At 71.1% G+C, this 17547-nt stretch carries 22 protein-coding genes; 10 read left to right on the top strand and 12 right to left on the bottom strand.

The features are described from left to right. Positions 1–64 precede the first annotated feature (64 nt). Positions 65–793 (bottom strand): DUF3710 domain-containing protein, encoded by a 729-nt coding sequence (locus tag CHC05_RS13555; protein ID WP_089248453.1) that lies wholly within the window; start codon positions 791–793, stop codon positions 65–67. Further along, the gene (gene dut, locus CHC05_RS13560) at positions 790–1275 is read right to left on the bottom strand and encodes a dUTP diphosphatase (protein WP_245870822.1); all 486 of its coding nucleotides are present in this window, start codon (positions 1273–1275) and stop codon (positions 790–792) included. The genes CHC05_RS13555 and dut overlap by 4 nt, the downstream gene beginning before the upstream one ends. Positions 1276–1360: 85 nt before the next feature. Between dut and CHC05_RS13565 the strand changes: the two genes are divergently transcribed. Continuing rightward, entirely contained in the window at positions 1361–1837 is a 477-nt protein-coding gene (locus CHC05_RS13565; protein ID WP_089248667.1) for a DUF3093 domain-containing protein, read from the top strand. Here CHC05_RS13565 and CHC05_RS13570 read toward each other — a convergent pair. Then, a complete protein-coding gene (locus tag CHC05_RS13570) occupies positions 1815–2663 on the bottom strand; it encodes a hypothetical protein (RefSeq protein WP_089248457.1) in 849 nt (282 codons plus the stop codon). The two genes, CHC05_RS13565 and CHC05_RS13570, sit on opposite strands and share 23 nt — an antisense overlap. Before the next feature lie 123 nt (positions 2664–2786). Then, positions 2787–3083, bottom strand: coding sequence for a DUF4193 domain-containing protein (locus CHC05_RS13575; protein ID WP_089248459.1), 297 nt, complete (start codon positions 3081–3083; stop codon positions 2787–2789). Positions 3084–3486: 403 nt separating this feature from the next. Here CHC05_RS13575 and CHC05_RS13580 point away from each other — a divergent pair, with 403 nt between their 5' ends. Next, positions 3487–4002 (top strand): LytR C-terminal domain-containing protein, encoded by a 516-nt coding sequence (locus CHC05_RS13580; protein WP_179266161.1) that lies wholly within the window; start codon positions 3487–3489, stop codon positions 4000–4002. Positions 4003–4030: 28 nt separating this feature from the next. Here the strand turns inward: CHC05_RS13580 and CHC05_RS13585 are convergent, their stop codons facing one another. Beyond that, positions 4031–4840: an inositol monophosphatase family protein gene (locus CHC05_RS13585; protein WP_089248463.1), complete on the bottom strand. Its 810-nt coding sequence runs from the start codon at positions 4838–4840 to the stop codon at positions 4031–4033. Positions 4841–5109: 269 nt separating this feature from the next. On the opposite strand from CHC05_RS13585, the gene CHC05_RS13590 reads away from it, so the two are divergent. Then, positions 5110–6681, top strand: a complete 1572-nt coding sequence (locus CHC05_RS13590; protein WP_089248465.1) for an RNA polymerase sigma factor — start codon at positions 5110–5112, stop codon at positions 6679–6681. A gap of 10 nt (positions 6682–6691) precedes the next feature. Here CHC05_RS13590 and CHC05_RS13595 read toward each other — a convergent pair whose 3' ends face one another. After that, positions 6692–7048: a DUF3099 domain-containing protein gene (locus CHC05_RS13595; protein WP_089248467.1), complete on the bottom strand. Its 357-nt coding sequence runs from the start codon at positions 7046–7048 to the stop codon at positions 6692–6694. Between the two features lie 73 nt (positions 7049–7121). Here CHC05_RS13595 and CHC05_RS13600 point away from each other — a divergent pair, with 73 nt between their 5' ends. Genes CHC05_RS13600 through CHC05_RS13610 form a run of 3 tightly spaced genes read left to right on the top strand, consistent with a single transcriptional unit; the run spans position 7122 to position 8379 of the window. Continuing rightward, the gene (locus CHC05_RS13600; protein ID WP_239083819.1) at positions 7122–7406 is read left to right on the top strand and encodes a hypothetical protein; all 285 of its coding nucleotides are present in this window, start codon (positions 7122–7124) and stop codon (positions 7404–7406) included. 2 nt (positions 7407–7408) lie between these two features. Further along, on the top strand, positions 7409–7720 hold the full coding sequence (locus CHC05_RS13605; protein WP_089248469.1) for a hypothetical protein: 312 nt from the start codon (positions 7409–7411) through the stop codon (positions 7718–7720). Beyond that, positions 7720–8379: an NAD-dependent epimerase/dehydratase family protein gene (locus CHC05_RS13610; RefSeq protein WP_089248471.1), complete on the top strand. Its 660-nt coding sequence runs from the start codon at positions 7720–7722 to the stop codon at positions 8377–8379. The genes CHC05_RS13605 and CHC05_RS13610 overlap by 1 nt, the downstream gene beginning before the upstream one ends. Before the next feature lie 470 nt (positions 8380–8849). Here CHC05_RS13610 and CHC05_RS13615 read toward each other — a convergent pair whose 3' ends face one another. Together CHC05_RS13615 and CHC05_RS13620 are read right to left on the bottom strand one after the other, a co-directional pair. Then, on the bottom strand, positions 8850–9740 hold the full coding sequence (locus tag CHC05_RS13615; protein WP_089248473.1) for a carbohydrate kinase family protein: 891 nt from the start codon (positions 9738–9740) through the stop codon (positions 8850–8852). After that, positions 9737–10636, bottom strand: a complete 900-nt coding sequence (locus CHC05_RS13620; protein ID WP_089248475.1) for a pseudouridine-5'-phosphate glycosidase — start codon at positions 10634–10636, stop codon at positions 9737–9739. The genes CHC05_RS13615 and CHC05_RS13620 overlap by 4 nt, the downstream gene beginning before the upstream one ends. Positions 10637–10694: 58 nt before the next feature. On the opposite strand from CHC05_RS13620, the gene CHC05_RS13625 reads away from it, so the two are divergent. The 3 genes from CHC05_RS13625 to CHC05_RS13640 all read left to right on the top strand — a co-directional run bounded on the left by CHC05_RS13625 (position 10695) and on the right by CHC05_RS13640 (position 13903). Continuing rightward, positions 10695–10970 carry a DUF3039 domain-containing protein gene (locus tag CHC05_RS13625; RefSeq protein WP_179266163.1) on the top strand — a complete coding sequence of 92 codons (276 nt, stop codon included), beginning with the start codon at positions 10695–10697 and terminating at the stop codon, positions 10968–10970. Positions 10971–10984: 14 nt separating this feature from the next. Further along, a complete protein-coding gene (locus tag CHC05_RS13630; protein ID WP_089248477.1) occupies positions 10985–11617 on the top strand; it encodes a trimeric intracellular cation channel family protein in 633 nt (210 codons plus the stop codon). A 597-nt stretch (positions 11618–12214) separates the two neighbouring features. Then, positions 12215–13903: a DEAD/DEAH box helicase gene (locus tag CHC05_RS13640; RefSeq protein ID WP_425426744.1), complete on the top strand. Its 1689-nt coding sequence runs from the start codon at positions 12215–12217 to the stop codon at positions 13901–13903. Positions 13904–14035: 132 nt separating this feature from the next. Here the strand turns inward: CHC05_RS13640 and CHC05_RS13645 are convergent, their stop codons facing one another. The 4 genes from CHC05_RS13645 to CHC05_RS13660 form a co-directional block, all read right to left on the bottom strand. After that, positions 14036–14281 carry a DUF7455 domain-containing protein gene (locus CHC05_RS13645; protein WP_089248483.1) on the bottom strand — a complete coding sequence of 82 codons (246 nt, stop codon included), beginning with the start codon at positions 14279–14281 and terminating at the stop codon, positions 14036–14038. Positions 14282–14592: 311 nt separating this feature from the next. Beyond that, complete coding sequence (locus CHC05_RS13650; RefSeq protein WP_179266164.1) at positions 14593–15165, bottom strand: HhH-GPD-type base excision DNA repair protein; 573 nt, start codon at positions 15163–15165, stop codon at positions 14593–14595. Positions 15166–15753: 588 nt separating this feature from the next. Then, entirely contained in the window at positions 15754–16413 is a 660-nt protein-coding gene (locus CHC05_RS13655) for a class I SAM-dependent methyltransferase (protein ID WP_089248487.1), read from the bottom strand. Continuing rightward, positions 16413–17048 carry a PadR family transcriptional regulator gene (locus CHC05_RS13660; protein WP_089248489.1) on the bottom strand — a complete coding sequence of 212 codons (636 nt, stop codon included), beginning with the start codon at positions 17046–17048 and terminating at the stop codon, positions 16413–16415. The genes CHC05_RS13655 and CHC05_RS13660 overlap by 1 nt, the downstream gene beginning before the upstream one ends. A gap of 59 nt (positions 17049–17107) precedes the next feature. On the opposite strand from CHC05_RS13660, the gene CHC05_RS13665 reads away from it, so the two are divergent. Continuing rightward, positions 17108–17536 carry a cupin domain-containing protein gene (locus CHC05_RS13665; RefSeq protein WP_089248491.1) on the top strand — a complete coding sequence of 143 codons (429 nt, stop codon included), beginning with the start codon at positions 17108–17110 and terminating at the stop codon, positions 17534–17536. The last annotated feature ends 11 nt before the right edge of the window (positions 17537–17547 follow it).

Consider the following 17547-nt stretch of genomic DNA (forward strand, 5'->3'; position numbering starts at 1 on the left):
CGTGACGGCGGTCACCCACCTCCCCACGCCGGCCGGGCCGGCGCGGAGAGCGGCGTCGATGCGATCAGCGAGGCCGCGGTGACGGGCGGCGACGCGGTGCGGGGCCGGAGCCGTTGGTCGGCGGGGCCGGGGCCGCCGGCGGCGCGGGCTCGGCCTGCTGCTCGTGCACCTGGTCGGTGGCGTCCTTGGGCAGCCGCAGCGGCAGCGGCTCGCGCACCGGCTTGGCCTCCTGGCCGCGGTCGACCACCAGGCCGTGCAGGCACTCGACCAGCACGCCGGCCCGGGACGGCTCGGTGGCCGCCGGGCCCTGGAACACGCCCCGGACCATCCAGCGCGGGCCGTCGACCCCGAGGAAGCGCAGGTCGGTCAGGCCGTCCGCGGTGCGCACCCGGGCGCGCAGCTCCACGCCGTACTCGCCCTGCGTCTCCTCCGCGGCGACGCCCTCGTCGAACAGCGACTTGCGGATCTCCTCGCGGACCTCGTCCCAGATGCCCTCGGACCGCGGCGCGGCGAACACGCCGATCTGCAGGGCGTTCTCGCCGTTGACCAGCACGACCTGCTGCACGTTGCCCTCGGGGTTGGCCTGCACCCGGATCTCGACCTCGGGGATCGCCGGGATCTGCAGGCTGCCCAGGTCGAGCCGCTCCACTCCGGACGGTGCCTCCGACACGTCGTACGGCCCGTAGCGCCGCTCGTCGGGCTGGGGCACCCGCGCGCTGCCGCGGGCCGGCCGCTCGGACCGGTCACGGTCGTCGCGGGCATGCCGCCCTGATCCGCCTCGCGAGAACATCAGTCCGCCCGTCCTTCCAACGTTCCTGCCGAAGACGCCACGCCGCCGGTCGAGCCGTGGCCGCCCGATCCACGCACGGATCCGGGAAGTTCCTCGACGACGTGGAAGTCTGCCCGCTCGACGCGCTGCACGACAAGCTGAGCGATCCGGTCGCCGCGGGAGATCTTCGCCGGTGCGGCGGCGTCGTGGTTCACCAGGTTCACCAGGATCTCGCCGCGGTAGCCGGCGTCGACCGTGCCGGGCGCGTTCAGCACCGTCACGCCCATTCGGGTGGCCAGGCCCGAGCGCGGGTGCACCAGGCCGACGAAGCCCTCGGGCAGCGCGATCGCCACGCCGGTCGGCACCAGCGCGCGGCCACCGGGTGGGATCTCCACGTCGGCGGCCGCCGACAGGTCGGCACCGGCGTCACCGGGGTGGGCGTACGACGGAAGCGGGAGGTCCGGGTCGAGCTGGCGCACGGCCACCCGGACGGCGGCGTCGGTCACGGTGTCAGCTTTCTGTCTGGGTCCGCGGGAGCGGCCCCTCCTATCCTGCCGGTTGCCGAGGGTACGGCGCGCCGTACCCTCGGACATCGTGGCTACCGATGACTACGCCGAGCGGTTACGGCTCCCCTGGTGGCTGTGGCTGTGCGGCCTCGCCGTCGCGGTGCTGCTGGCCCTCGAGCTGTGGATGGGCGCCGGCGGCCTGCGCGCGTGGGTCCCGTTCGTGGTGCTGATCCCGCTCGCCGTGCTCGGGCTGTGGCGGGCCGGCCGGATCCGCGTCGCGGTCGAAGACGGGGAGCTGACCGTCGACGACGCGCACATCCCGCTCTCGTTCGTCACCGACGCGGTGCCCGTGGACGCGGCCGGCAAGCGGGAGCTGCTCGGCGTCGGCAGTCACGAGCTGGCCTTCGTGGTGCAGCGGCCGTGGGTCTCCGGCGCGGTGCAGGTGGTCATCGACGACCCGGCGGACCCGACGCCCTACTGGCTCGTGAGCTCGCGCGACCCGGTGAAGCTGGCCGCGGCCATCACCGCCCGGTCGGCGGTCAACGCGCCTCACCCTCGATGATCTTGCGCTGACGCTTCTTGAGGTCGTCGATCACCTGCTCGCCGATCGCCTTCGTGGCCCGCCGGTTGAGGTAGCTGGCGACGGCGGCACCGGTCAGGAACGGGCCCAGGGTGGTCAGGTTGCGCCCCAGCCGCCGCAGCAGGCGGTCGCGCATCTCCCGGCGGGCGGCGGTGCCGAGCACCGCGCCGATGCCGACGCCGGGCACCATCGGGTTCACCCCACGCTGCTGCGACCACGCCATCACCAGCGGGATGGCGCGCTGTGCGCCGGTGCCGGGCACCGGCTGGCCGTACACCTCGTGCAGTTCACCGATCAGCTTGATCTCGATGGCCACAACGGTCACGGTCTCGGCGGCCAGGAGCACCGGGGCGGACAACAGGGTGGGTGTCGCGGCCCATTCGATGGCGGCGACGCCACCACCGGCCGCACCGACACCGGCGGAGGCGCGGCTGGCGTTGCGCACCAGGCGTTCGGCCAGTCGGTCGCCGTCGAGGCCGGGGTGGTGCCGGCGCAGCGTCTCGAGGTCCCGCACGGGCACGTAGGGCGCGATGTCGCCGACCGCGTCGGCGATCCACTTCACCGCCGCGCGGGGCTTGAACAGGTCGCCGACGCCACGGGCGCGGACCTGGGCGACCAGCCGGCCCAGCAGGCGGTTGCGCTGGCCCGGCTCGAGGTCTTCGGCGGTGAGCTTGGCGACGGTGTCGCCGAGTTCGGAGTCGCTCGGCCGGCCCTCGCCATCGGGTGTGGGCTGGCCCTCGGGTGACGGCTCGGACTCCGGCGGGGCCGCGGAGTCCGACTCGCCCGCGGACCGGTCGGCGTGGCTCATCTCTGTGCGCCTCCAGCCTCGTGTCGACTACTCACGAGTCAAGCAGGTCATGGCCACGCCCGCAGGTCGAAGTCGGCGGCGGCGACCCGGTCGGGCCGCCGCCTCGGTGTCATCGATCGCCGGTCAGGCACATTCCCGGCAGATCAGATCGCCATTGCGCTCGAACGCGAGCTGGCTGCGGTGGTGGACAAGGAAACAGCGCGCACAGCGGAACTCGTCCTGCTGCATCGGCAGCACCTTGACCGTCAGCTCCTCGTCGGCGAGGTCGGCGCCGGGCAGCTCGAAGCTCTCGGCCACTTCGGCCTCGTCGACGTCAACAGCGCCCGACTGTGCGTCGGTCCGCCGGGCCTTGAGCTCTTCCAGGCTGTCCTCGCCGAGGTCGACCTCGTCGCGACGCGGGGCGTCGTAGTCGGTGGCCATCGGTCTCACTCTCCCGTATCGATAAGTCGCCTAGGTGTAACGCCAGACGACGGTGTTTCGGTTCCCGGTCGGCCGCGAAACATTCGGGCGCGGGCACGACGGGCGCCCGCGAGCGCGGTACCTTACCTGCCCCTGCGGGAGGCATGTATACCGCCCTCGTGGCCCACTAAGACGCTCTTTGGCCCGAAGTTGTTCCCGATGTGACTCAGGCGACACGAAGATAGGTGTCCGACGCCGTGGATCACGTTCGGCGCGCCGGGGATGTCCCGGGTGTTTCCGCGCGCCGAGCGGACAACCGTTAACCTCGGTCGCAGACCGGGTGACCGAGGCCACGCCAGACGGCATGCCAACCGTGCACCTCCGCCGTCACCTGCACGGGAGCCGAACTATGACCTTTGCGCGAGTGCGAGCGCTCGTTGTCGTGAGCGTGCTCGCGGTGCTGGCCGTGGCCTTTGTGGTCTACGCGCTGGTCGACGACTCGCAGAAGGGCCGCACGCTCGCGGCCCAGTGCCCGGAGGGTTGGCCGGTCGTCGATCTGACACTCAAGAAGTCCGAAGACATCAAGATCAATGTCTTCAACGCGACCGACGACGTGGGCCGGGCCGGATCGGTCGGCAGCGACTTCGCCAACCGGAAGTTCCAGGTGCTCAAGAAGGGCAACTCGAAGACCGCGGTCGACGGCGTGGCGGTGATCCGCTTTGGACCCCAGGCGGTCGCCAGCGCCCACGTGATCCGGGCCTACTTCCTCGACGAGGCCGACACCGAGTACGACCCGGCCCGCAAGGACGACGTCGTCGACGTGATCATCGGCGACCAGTTCAAGCAGCTCGCCACCACGACCGAGGTCAACCAGTCGCTTGTGGAGCTGGCCTCGCAGGGCGAGCCCAAGCTGCCACCGCAGACCTGCCCGGCGCCCTGACGGGCACCGGGCCGCCGCCGCGGGCTCCCTACGGGCCGCCCGCCGCGTCGAACTCGGAAAGCAGGTCGGCCAGCGGGCCGAAGATCGCCGGCGGTGCCGCGACGAGCATGTCGAGGCCCGCCGGTCGGCCGTCCAGGCCACCGACCACCAGCCCCGCCTCGGCGGCGATCAGCCCGCCGGCCGCGTGGTCCCAGGGGTTGAGCCCCTTCTCGAAGTACGCGTCGACGCCGCCCTCGGCGGCCAGGCACAGGTCCAGCGAGGCCGCGCCGAACCGGCGGATGTCGCGTACGCGGGTGATCAGCCGGGTCAGCACCTCTGCCTGGTGGGCACGGCGTTTCGCGTCGTAGCCGAAGCCGGTGGCCACCAGCGCCTGCGCCAGGTCGGTCTGCGCCGAGGCGGCCAGCCGCTTCTTGCCGCGGAACGCGCCTCCGCCCAGCGTGGCGGTCCACTCGTCGCCCGTCGCGGCGTTGCGCACCACAGCGGCCACAGCCACCCCGTCCACCTCGGCGGCCAGCGAGACGGCGTACTGCGGCAGGCCGTAAAGGTAGTTGACCGTCCCGTCGATGGGGTCCACGACCCAGCGGACCCGGGCGTCGCCGTCGGTGCCCCCGTACTCCTCGCCCAGGACCGTGTCACCGGGCCGCAGCGCGCCGAGCGCGGCGACCACCTGGCGCTCCACCGCCCGGTCCGCGGCGGTGACCACGTCGGTGTCGGTCGACTTGGTCGTGACACCGGAGACGCCCTCCGCTCGCATGCTCCGGGCGGTGTCGGCCGCCTCCCGGGCAACCGTCACGGCGATGGCCAAAAGCCCTGCCGGATCTACCGTCGTGTCGGTCATTTGGTCCCCCTTCTCTCCGGTTACGATTTTGTCAAAGTCCATCGTTTGCTTTCCTCCGGCAGCCGCCACGAGCGGCCAGGCCGTCAAACGGCGTGCGCCGCGCGATGTTTCGCCGCCGACGGCGTTACAATTCACGCCTGCCCACCTGTCACGAACTTCCCGCGCAGGCCGGTTCGTGGCTCGGGGGCCCACTACCTTTGAAACCTGGCCCACCGCATCGCTGGTTTTTTGCCAGCTATGCCCGCTCGATCGCCTCCGGAAGGTCATTCGTGACAGAGCCACGCCAAACCGGCGCAGACGTACGCTCGATCACCGAGATTTTGATCGCCCACGCCCAGCGCGGAGGCGGCCACATCACGTCGGCGGAGGTCCAGCGCACGGTCGAGTCGGCCGATGTGACCCCGGCCCAGGCCAAGAAGATCATCCGCGCGATCGTCGATGCCGGCATCACCGTGGTGGTCGACGGCTCCGCGAGCACCCGGCGCAAGGTCACCGCGGCCCGCTCGACCACGCCGGCCTCGCGGGCGACCACGGCGAAGGCCACCGCGGCCAAGAAGGCCGCTCCCCCCAAGCAGGCTCCGGCCGCCGACGAGGCCCCGGCCGCCAACGGCGCACCGGTGGCCGCGAAGCCCGCCGCCCCGGCCAAGACGACCCGCGCCAAGGCCGCCACCAAGGCGACCAAGGCACCGGCCAAGGCGGGCGAGGCGGGCGCCGCCGAGCCCGGTGAGGGCCCCGACGGCGAAGAGCTCGATGCCGAGGCACTCGCGGCCGAGATCGAGGACGTGGTGGTCGAGGAGCCGGCCGAGCTCGTCCGGGCGGCCGCAACCGACGCGGCTTCGACCGCGACCGACAACGACTTCGAGTGGGACGACGAAGAGTCCGAGGCGCTCAAGCAGGCCCGCCGCGACGCGGAGCTGACCGCCTCCGCCGACTCCGTCCGCGCCTACCTCAAGCAGATCGGCAAGGTCCCGCTGCTCAACGCCGAGCAGGAGGTCGAGCTCGCCAAGCGGATCGAGGCCGGCCTCTACGCCTCCGAGCAGCTGCGGGCCGCCGACGAGCGCGACGAGAAGCTCCCGATCCAGATGCACCGCGACCTGGGCTGGATCTCCCGCGACGGCGAGCGCGCCAAGAACCACCTGCTGGAGGCCAACCTGCGGCTGGTCGTCTCGCTGGCCAAGCGCTACACCGGCCGCGGCATGGCCTTCCTCGACCTCATCCAGGAAGGCAACCTGGGTCTGATCCGCGCGGTCGAGAAGTTCGACTACACCAAGGGCTACAAGTTCTCGACGTACGCGACGTGGTGGATCCGCCAGGCGATCACCCGGGCCATGGCCGACCAGGCGCGCACCATCCGCATCCCGGTGCACATGGTCGAGGTCATCAACAAGCTCGGCCGCATCCAGCGTGAGCTCCTCCAGGACCTGGGCCGCGAGCCCACCCCCGAAGAGCTCGCCAAGGAAATGGACATCACGCCGGAGAAGGTCCTCGAGATCCAGCAGTACGCCCGGGAGCCGATCTCGCTCGACCAGACCATCGGCGACGAGGGCGACAGCCAGCTCGGCGACTTCATCGAAGACTCCGAGGCGGTCGTGGCCGTCGACGCGGTCTCGTTCTCGCTGCTCCAGGACCAGCTCCAGCAGGTGCTGCAGACGCTCTCCGAGCGCGAGGCGGGCGTGGTCCGGTTGCGGTTCGGTCTCACCGATGGCCAGCCGCGCACGCTCGACGAGATCGGCCAGGTCTACGGCGTGACGCGCGAGCGGATCCGCCAGATCGAGTCCAAGACCATGTCGAAGCTGCGCCACCCGTCGCGCTCCCAGGTGCTGCGCGACTACCTCGACTGATCGGGTTTTATTACGGTTCGGCGTCGATTGTTTTGTGCGGCGGCGCCGAACCATCCGGCATCGGCTGGGTCGGCAGGCTCGGCTGCGTTCCCTTTTCTTTATGGAAATGCCGGTACTTTTCCTTTGGCGGGCGGTCGTTGGCCAGAATCACGGCCAACCACGGGATCACCACGGCGCCGGCGCCACAGAGCACGAGCCAGAGCCAGAGCAGCGGCGGGCGGGTCGTGATGAGCACGGCGAAGACCACCACGCAGACGGCCCGGACCATCATCATCAGCACGTAGCGACGGGTCCTGCTACGCAACTGGTCGTCCTGGCTGCGCGCGGCGTCGGTGATCAGAACGGGTCGATCCGCCGGACGCTTCACGTCTTCATCCTTTCACCAGGTGGCGGTGGGCACGACGGCGCGGTCCGTGTTACGTACGTGGTACTTTCCAGGTGTGGGCCGCCGGTACAGCTTCACCGACGACGCGTTGAGCAATCTCGCGGTCTACGACGTGACGCCCGGCGAGGTCTGGGAGGCCCTGCACGGTTCCCGGCGGGTCATCCGGCATCTCGGCGAGCTCACCGTGGTCTACGCCGTCAGCCGGCGCGGCCGGCGGCTCGTGGTCCTGCTCGCCGAGCCGGCCCACGACGACCACGACTTCGACATCCTCTCGGCGCGCGACATGAGCGACAGCGAAGTGAAACGCTACGAAGAGGTGCTTCGCGGGTGGAGGCGATAGCCGTGGACAGAGACCAGGCCATCAAGCGGTTCCACGAAGGCGGCGACGACTTCGCCGACCTGATCAGCGAGGGCACGCCCGGTGACCTGCCGGTGCCCGACACCGAGCAACCGATGGTCAGCCGGTCGGTGCGGCTCCCGCTGCACACGTACGAGCGGGTCAGGGCCGCGGCCGACGCACGCGGCATCGGCGTCACCACGCTGATGCGCCAGTGGATCGAGGCCGGCCTGGCCGACCTCGACGACTCGGCGACGGTGTCGCTGGCCGACCTGCGCCGCGCGCTGGCCACCCTGCCCCGCACCGACGCCGCCTGATGCGCGTCCTGCTCACTGGCACGACCGGGATGGTCGGCCAGGGGGTGCTGCGCGAGTGCCTGCTCGCCCCGGACGTGTCCGAAGTGGTCTCGCTGGGCCGCTCACCGCTGAACACCGAGCACCCGAAGCTGCGCTCGATCGTCGTGACCGACCTGTTCGACCTCGACGGCGCCGCCGACGCGCTGGCCGACATCGACGCCTGCTTCTTCTGCCTCGGCGTGTCGTCGGTCGGGATGAGCGCCGAGACGTACTTCCGCCTCACCCACGACCTGACCATGGCCGTCGCCGACGCACTGGCCGCGCACTCCCCCGACCCGACCTTCGTCTACGTCTCGGGCGCCGGCACCTCGGAGACGTCCCGGCAGCGCTGGGCCCAGGTCAAGGGCCGCACCGAGCGCGAGCTGATGGAACGCTTCCCGAAGGGCTACATGTTCCGGCCGGGCTTCATCGAGCCGCTGCACGGCATCCGCCCGTCGAGCCGGGGCTACCGGATCGCGCTCGCCGTGGGCGGCTTCCTGATCCCGCTCTACCGGCGCCTCGCACCGAACCAGGTCGTCACCACGGAAGACATGGGCCGGGCCATGCTCGCGGTGGCCCGCACGGGCGCCCCCAAACACATCCTGAACAACCCCGACATCGGCGCCCTGGCCCGCGCCTGACCACGAACCGGCCCCGCCCGCCCCAGGCGCCCTGTCGATGGGGCCACGGCGCTGCTCGCGGCTCGCCGGGCGACGCCCCCCGCCGCCGGGGATCGCTCGGTCACGCGTCGCTTGCCCGCCCCGCCACCGCGGCGCGTCGCCGCGAGACACGCCGCCGGTTGGCAGATCTAGGAAATTCAGTGCTGCTGGCGCAGCAACGGATTTCCTAGATCTCGAGGGCGCCCAGCACCGGTCCATCCCGGACGACCGCCGCGAGACAACCACCACGCCGGTCGGCCCGCGCGAAACGCCGCCCGCCCAGAGCCCGGCAGCACAACCAGCCCAAGCCGAACAACAGCCGCCCCGGCGGACGCCGCGAAGCGGTGACTGCGGGGGCTGCCTCGTCGCCGACGCACGAGGCCGCCTGACGACCGGACGACGACGGCGCGGTGCCGTGGACAGGGCCTCGCGTGCTGACGCACGGTTGTGGGTCAGGGACGGGCGCCTACGGCGATCACCGCGCGGGCGCCCGCAGCGGTCGCCGCCTTGAGACAAGCCGCTGGGTCGCCGCCGGCCAGGCGGGTGGCCAGCAGGCCCGCTGCGAACGCGTCTCCGGCTCCGGTCGGGTCAACCACCGCGGCCGCCACCGCCGCCGCTGTCGACACCGCGCCGTCCGGGTCGGCCCAGACCGCCCCGGCTGCGCCGAGTTTGACCACCACAGCCGCGCCCAGGTCGGCGGCGAGGGTTCGCGCCTGGTCGGCGGGGGGCGCGTCGCCGCCGCCCGCCAGCATCGCCGCTTCGTCGGCGTTGGCCAGGAGCAGGTCGATGCCGCGTACCCAGGAGCGGAACGCCGGACCGCCGACCTGCCGCAGCGGGGCCGCGGACGCCGCGTCGACGCTGACCGTCAGTCCCAGCTCGCGGGCCGTCGCCAGGGCGCGCAGCCCGGCCGGGCGCGAGCGGTCGTCGAGCAGCGGGTAGCCCGACAGGTGCAGGTGCCCCACACCCGCCGCGGCGAGGGCCAGCGCCACCTCGTCCGGGTCGAGGAGCAGGTTGGCGCCGCGGTCGGTGACCATGGTTCGCCGGCCGCCCTCGGCCAGCACGATGACCGTGCCGGTCGGCGCGTCCGGGCGCGGCGGGAGCGGGCAGTCGACGCCGGCCGCGCGTAGCTCGGCCAGCCGGGCCGCGCCCGCCTCGTCGGCGCCTACGGTCGCCAGCAGCGTGACCGGCACGCCGTGCCACGCCAGCCAGGCCGCGGTGTTGGCCGCCTGGCCGCCGCCGGTGAGCCGGATCGCGGCCGCGGTGTCGGTGTCCGGCGCGGGCGGGCCGGCCAGCACCGCGACCACGTCGGTGACCAGATCACCTAGGACGGCGACGCGGGTCATGCGGCCGCGGCGGCGATCCGGGCGGCCAGGTCGGCGTTGCGCAGGATGATCCGGACGTTGACCTCCAGGCTGGCGCCGCCGGTGTGCTCGTGGAACCAGCCCAGCAGGAACGGCGTGACCGCCTTGCCGGTCACCCCCTGCTCCTCCAGCGCGGCCAACCCCTGCGCCAGCGTGCGGTCGTGCAGGGCCGGGTCGAGCTGCTCGTCGGCCGGCAGCGGGTTGGCCACCACCAGCGCGCCGCGGTGCACGCCCTGGGCGGCCCGGGCGGTGACCGCGCGGGCGGCCTCCTCGGGCGAGTCCAGCGACCAGTCCACGGGGAAGCCGCTGTCGGTCAGGTAGAACCCCGGGAAGCGCAGGGTGCGGTAGCCGGCGACCGCTACGCCGAGGGTCTCCAGGCGCTCCAGCGTCGCGCCGACGTCGAGGATGGACTTGACCCCGGCACAGACCACGGCGATGGGGGTACGAGCCAGCGTGACCAGGTCGGCCGACTCGTCGTAGGGCGCGTCGCGGTGCACGCCGCCGAGCCCGCCGGTGGCGAACACCCGGATGCCGGCGGCCGCCGCCACCGCGCTGGTCGCGGCGACCGTGGTGGCGCCGTCGACGCCCTTCGCGGCGGCCACGGCCAGGTCCCGCGCCGACAGCTTGGCCACCCCGTCGGCCTCCGCGAGCCGGGTCAGCTGCTCGTCGTCGAGACCCACGTGCACGCGGCCGCCGAGCACCGCGATGGTCGCCGGGACCGCGCCGGCCGCCCGTACCGTGGCCTCGATCTCGCGGGCGACCTTGAGGTTCTCGGGGCGCGGCAGCCCGTGCGCGATGATCGTGCTCTCCAGCGCGACCACGGGGTTTCCGGTGGCGAGCGCTTCCGCCACTTCCGGCGCTAATACCAAGTCGTTCACGTTGTCACCGTACGGGTGGCCAGGTGCGGCAACCGCACCTACCTGGCAGACTTGATTGGTGACCAGTCCTAGCGTCCCCGACACCAGCGGCACGATTCTCGAGCGTCCGGTCGAGACGCCGTTCGAGCAGGGCGACCACGAGCGGTTCTCGCACTACGCCGACCGCGACAAGATCACCGAGGCGATGGTCCTCGGCACCCCGGTCAAGGCGCTGTGCGGCAAGGTCTGGGTCCCCTCGCGCGACCCGAGCCGCTTCCCGGTCTGCCCCGAGTGCAAAGAGATCTTCGAAGACGACAACCGGTTCTACGACAAGGAGCCCAAGCCCGAGGGGTGATCTAGAGTTCGGCGGTGTCAGCCACCGCCGCACTCCTGTTCGCCGATCTCCTCGGTGTCGCTGTTTTCGCCGCATCCGGCGCATCCGCCGCAGTAGTCAAGCGACTGGACCTGTTCGGTGTGTGCTTTGTCGGGTTCGTAGCCGCTCTCGGTGGCGGCATCGTCCGTGACCTCGTAGTCGACCAGGCCCCACCCCTGGCCTTCGACGACTGGCGCTACGCGGTTGTGGCAGCTCTCACAGCGGTCGCGGTCTTCTTCTTCCACCCTCAACTGGCCCGGCTCCGCCGCGTCGTGGTCGTCCTCGACGCGGCCGGGCTGGCCCTGTTCACCGTCACGGGCACCCTGGTCGCGTTGCGCGCCGGGGTGCCGCCGGTCGGTGCGTGCCTCCTCGGCATGATCGCGGCCATCGGCGGCGGCGTCGCCCGGGACCTGCTGCTGGGCGAGATCCCGATCGTGCTGCGCCGCGAGATCTACGCGGTAGCGGCCTTGGCGGGCGCGGTCCTGGTGATGGCCCTGTACCGAGCGGACCAGACCGGCTGGCCCATGGTCGGCGCGGGTGTCCTGGTCTTCGCGATCCGCCTGGTAGCCCTACGCCGCAACTGGAACGCGACCCCAACCCCAGACGACCGCCCCAAACTCCCGGCCTAACCCGCCCCCACACCGACACCCCGTTAGTAAGCGCTCACTAACCCAGGGGTGGTGAGCGCTTACCAACCGCCCGGGTGGAGCGCTCGCTAACCGCGCGGGTGGTGAGCGCTTGCTAACGCCCCGGGTAGTGCGTGCTCACTAACCGCCTGGGTGGTGAGCGCTTACTAACCGCCTGGGGCTCCCGGAGGAGCCAACCCATCGGCGCGGCGGAGGAGCGCGTTGCGGCCCAACGGTCTTGATCGTTGCCGCAGCCATCGCGGACCTGGCAGCGGAGCGAAGCGGAGCGGTCTCTCGCGGGAGGAACGGTCCGGACCACGGCGGACCCGAGTACGCCAAGCCTTGATCGGTCTGGCCTTGATCGGTCTGGCCTTGATCGGTCTCGCTTTGATCGGTCTCGCCTTGATCGGGCTTGAGCTGAGCGGCAGGACAATCATCACCCTTGTGTCTGCTGGGGATCACGGTGCGCGCGTGGTTATGCTGAGGATCGCCTTCGCCTCGCGGCGGGGGCGTTTTTCGTGACACGAGGGGGCGACAAGGTTGGTGGCGAAGCCGTCGCTCGAGGCGTTTCCGCCGTTGCGGTCGTGGCAGCGCAAGGCGATGGTCGGCTACCTGCGGCGCCCGGCCGAGGATTACATGGCGGTCGCTACGCCCGGTGCAGGCAAGACCACCTTCGCCCTGCGGCTCGCGGCCGAGCTCCTCGTCGCCGGGACTGTCGACGCCGTCACCGTGGTCGCGCCCACCGAGCACCTCAAGACGCAGTGGGCGCAGGCGGCGGCTCGGGTCGGCATCCAGCTCGACGCCGCGTTCCGTAACGCCGACCTGCACTCGTCGGCCGACTTCCATGGCGCGGTCGTGACCTACGCCCAGGTCGGCATGGCGCCCCAGGTGCATCGCCGGCGCACGATGACCCGGCGCACGTTCGTCATCCTCGACGAGATCCACCACGCGGGCGACTCGCGGACCTGGGGTGACGGGGTCAAGGCCGCCTTCGAGAACGCGACCCGGCGGTTGATGCTGACCGGTACGCCGTTCCGGTCGGACGACAACCCGATCCCCTTCGTGACGTACGAGCGCGGCGGCGACGGGCTCCAGCGGTCCAGGGCCGACTCGGTCTACGGCTACGCCGACGCGCTGCGCGACGGCGTCGTCCGGCCCGTGATCTTCCTGGCGTACTCCGGTGAGACCCGCTGGCGCACCAGCGCCGGCGACGAGCTCGCCGCCCGGCTCGGTGAGCCGATGACCCAGGACCTCGTCGCCCAGGCCTGGCGTACGGCGCTCGACCCCACCGGTGACTGGATGGTCCAGGTGCTGCGGGCCGCCGACGCGCGGCTACAGGTCAAGCGGGCCGGCGGGATGCCCGACGCCGGCGGCCTGGTGATCGCTACCGACCAGCAGAACGCGCGCTCGTACGCGAAGCTGATCGAGCGCGTGACCGGCGAGAAGGCCGTCGTGGTGCTCTCCGACGACGCCGGAGCCTCCGACCGGATCGCGGCGTTCGCGGCATCCGACCAACGCTGGATGGTCGCGGTCCGGATGGTGTCCGAGGGTGTCGACATTCCACGGCTTTCGGTCGGCGTGTACGCGACCAGCGCCTCGACCCCGTTGTACTTCGCCCAGGCGATCGGCCGGTTCGTCCGGGCCCGCCGCCCCGGCGAGACGGCCAGCGTGTTCCTGCCCAGCGTGCCGCACCTGCTCGGGCTGGCCAGCGAGATGGAGGCCGAGCGCAACCACGTACTCGGCGCGCCCAAGGAGGACGACGGTCTCGACGACGCGCTGTTGGAACGGGCGCAGCAGACCGAGGACGCCAGCGGCGAGCTGACGAAGCGGCACGAGATGCTCTCGGCCACGGCCGAGCTCGACCAGGTGATCTTCGATGGCGCCTCGTTCGGCACGGGGGCGCTGGCCGGCACGCCCGAGGAGGAGGAGTACCTGGGCCTGCCCGGGCTGCTCACGGCCGACCAGGTGGCCACGCTGCTCAACAAGCGTCAGGCGGACCAACTCGCGGCCCAGAAGCGGCGGTCGACCAGCAACGCTTCGGCGGATGGGTCGGGTGGGGCGCGGGTGGCGGGGATGACCGCGGCGCCTCCGGGGCCGGTCTCGGCCGGCGAGCGAAGGGTCGTCCTGCGCCGTCAGCTCAACGCTCTGGTAGCCGCGCACCATCACCGCACCGGACAACCCCACGGCAAGATCCACGCGGAACTGAGGCGAATCTGCGGGGGTCCGCCGAGCGCCCAGGCGACGATCGAGCAGCTCGAGGAGCGGATCGCCACCTGCCAGACCCTTTGAGACCACTGTCAGACCGTCTGAGCTGAAGAAACCGGCCGGGACCCCATGCGGGGTTCCGGCCAGTGCTTGTGGCGGAAAGGAACCGGCCGGAGCCCCCTGGGGGGTTCCGGCCGGTTTAAGTAGGTGGTCGGATCAGTTGGACGAGTTCGACGCCATGAGGTCGGCGCCGCGCCACTCGAAGTCCGGGTCCGCCGCGAACTGGACGGTGATCTTCACCAGGTCGTCGGCGTACTTGTTCGCGTGGTGCCCGCAGAACACGAGCTCGCCCCCGCCAGCCATGGTGATCCGGAGCTTGCCGGCCGCGTTGCACCGATCGCACCGTTCATCGGTTGCTGGGGGAACCACCGTGCCAGGCGGCGGCGTGAGAGTGGGGGTCATCGCCTTCCTCCTTCGTCACCGATGAACATCCTTCTTCGGTCTTTACTCACCTATCGTGCAACACCCTTGGGTGCTGCGGCCTTCCCACTGTGCCCCCGGGGGACCCAGGTCACACCTTGGTTGATGACAGTGTGCCGGCACCCAAGGGGTCCGCGTCAATGATCTCGGTCGGACAACCCGCTTCTGACGTGGATCTATTGACGCTGCGTGTCGAAAACATGACTGAGCGTTGGATCAAGCGCCCTTGCCACGGTATCCTGACAGCGCCTGTGTGGCACTGGCCAGACACGCCCAAACGAGGGATCCGGCGGTTACCCGACAGACTTCGCAGCCGCCTTCACCGATTTCTTGTAGTCGCGCACCTTCGTCAGGCTCGCCTCGTCAACGATATCCGCGACCGACATGTGGGATCCTTCGTCGCCGTAGGCCCCGGCGGCCGCACGCCAGCCCTCCGGCCGCACCCCGTACTGCTTGCCCAACAGGGCCACGAAGATCTGCGCCTTCTGCCGACCGAACCCGGGTAGCTCGGCGACCCGCTTGAACAGGTCCCGGCCGTCGGCGGCCTCGCTCCACAGCCGCGCGGTGTCGCCGTCGTAGCGGGCCACGATCTGCCGGCAGACCTCCTGCGTACGGGCGGCCATCGCCTTCGGAAACCGATGCAACGCGGGCGGGGTCGCGAAGATCTTCAGCAGCTCGTCCGGGTCGAACTCGGCAAGCTCCAGCGCCGTCGGCTCGTGCCCCAACCGCTGAGCCAGCACGTACGGGGACGAAAACGCCTTTTCGAGCGGAATCTGTTGATCCAGCACCATTCCGACAAGCAGCGCCAACGGGTCGCGATCGAGCAGCGCGTTGGCCTCCGGAGCGATGGGCAGCGAAAACGTCATGCGCTCCATCTTGGCCCACCCTCCCGATCTCATCGGACCCGCCCACGGCCCGCATCACCCGGACACCAGCCACCCAGACCAAGCCTCGCGAATCACGGCCCTCGCCCGACCCACGTCGAGCACCACGGCGTGGCACGCCACGCCACGCCGCACCCCAGCCGACCTAGGTAAACGACTGTCGTGCCAACAACAGTGAATTTCCTAGATCCGGTCGCGACCGGGCCCCTCCGCGCACCTGGACCGCTGACGCGTCAGGGCGACCAGCCGGCTTGTCCGGCTGGGCGGGCGGTGCCTGGCTTGGGCCCACCGCGGACCTGGCAGCGAAGCGCAGCGTTCCTCTCGCGAGAGGAACGGTCCAGACCACCGCGCACCTGGCAGCGGCACGGTCTCGCAGAAGGAACTGGTCCGGACCACCGCGGACCTCCCAGCGGCACGGTCTCGCAGAAGGAACTGGTCCGGACCACCGCGGACCTGGCAGCGGAGCGAAGCGGAGCGGTCTCTCGCGGGAGGAACGGTCCGGACCACCGCGGACCCGAGTACGCCAAGCCTTGATCGTTCTCGCCTTGATCGGTCTCAATTTGATCTGCCCTACTTGGTCAGGCGCACTTCCAGGGTCATGCCGTCGGCGTGGGCGGCGCTGCCGTGGAACGCGCTGCCGGCCGCCACCCGCTCGAAGTCGGCCGCCGTGTAAGCCCGGCTGCGCAGCCAGCTCAGCGTCAGCCGGGTGACCGAGCTGTTGAACGCGTTGAGCCGCATGCCAGCCACGTCCGCCCGGATGTCCGCACCCGTCGCGCCGCGGTTCATGTCCAGGATCACCGCGACCCCGCCCGGCCGCAGCACGCGGTGGATCTGGTCAAGAGCGGTCACCGGGCTGCTGAAGTTCTTGAACGCGGCCTGGCAGACCACCAGGTCGAAGCTGTCGGAAGGGAACGGCAGGTCGGCCACGTCGCCATGGCGGAAGTCGACCGTGACGCCCTCGGCCCGCGCCCGGGAGGCGGCCAGCGAGACGAACGTGTGGCTGATGTCCAGGCCGGTCACCGCGAACCCGAGCCGGGCCAGCTCGATGCTCAGGTAGCCCGGACCGGGCGCGACCTCCAACACGGCCGCACCGGGCGCGAGGCCGCTGCCCAACGCGACCGCCTGCCGCCGCCACTGCGCCAACTGGGGCTCGGAGCCGCGCTGCTTCGCGTACCAGCGGGCCATCGGCCCTTCCATCTCCGGGACGATCTTGCGCCGTTTGGTCTCCATCACTCCTCCTTGCCTCGGGCGACCAGCTCCGCCACAGCAGGCGGCAGCTCGCCGGTTTCGTGATAGGCGCGCCAGTCGGCGACGCCCGGCAGCGTTCCTTCGGTGATCTCGGCGCGGAACCCGCGCACCCAGGCCAGCTCGGCCCGGCGCATGGCCAGCTCGTACTCCCCCTCGACCAGGAACAGCCTCGGGACGTCGTAGCCGGCCAGCTCCCGCTCGAACAAAGCGATCTCGGCGGCCAGCAGGTCGGCCCGCCGGCCGAGCAGCGCGGCCACGTCGGACGGGGCCAGCACGGCCAGCACGGACAGGCCCGCGGTGAACGGGCCGGGCCGGCGGGCGGGGACCGCCACGAGCTCCCGGGTCCAGTCGACGAGCTCGGTGCGCCCCGCGTCGGTTATCCGATAGACCGTGCGCTCCGGCCGGCCGCCCTGCCGCTCGCTCTGCACCGCCTCGACGAAGCCGTGCTTGACCAGGTTCTCCACGACCCGGTAGAGCGAGCCCCACTTGATCTCCATGTCGTGCTCTTTGCCGCGGGCCTTCATCAGCGACGCCATCTCGTAGGGATGCATGGGTCGCTCGATCAGCGTGGCCAGGATGGCGAGCGCGAGCAGGTTAGTGATCTTGCGCGGCGGCATGACGTGAACTCCTTTACTCGCATGCGATTATACGCACGCGAGTAAATAGCATGGAACCCATGACGCATCCCTGGATCACCGAGCTCGGCCTGTCACCCCACCCCGAGGGCGGCTGGTTCGCCGAGACCTGGCGGTCCGCGCACACCTTCGATCCCATCGGGTACGCCGGCCCGCGCTCGGCCGCCACCGGCATCTACTTCGCGCTGTTCCCCGGCGAGGAGTCCGCCTGGCACGTCGTCCGCTCGGACGAGCTCTGGCTCTGGCACGCCGGCGGCCCGCTGATCCTCAGGCTGGGGGGCGACAAAGACGAGCCGGCAACGACCGTGGAGTCCGCGGTGCTCGGCCCGGACCTGACCGGCGGCGCACGACCGCAGCTACGCGTACCCGGTGGCGTGTGGCAGTCCGCGGCTCCATTGACCGATGACCCGGTCCTGGTCAGTTGCGTAGTAGCTCCCGGATTCGACTTCGCCGATTTCAGGATGGTGTGATCCGCTCGACC

Origin of the sequence: Asanoa hainanensis, from assembly GCF_900188485.1 — a bacterium.
GTDB lineage: Bacteria > Actinomycetota > Actinomycetes > Mycobacteriales > Micromonosporaceae > Asanoa > Asanoa hainanensis.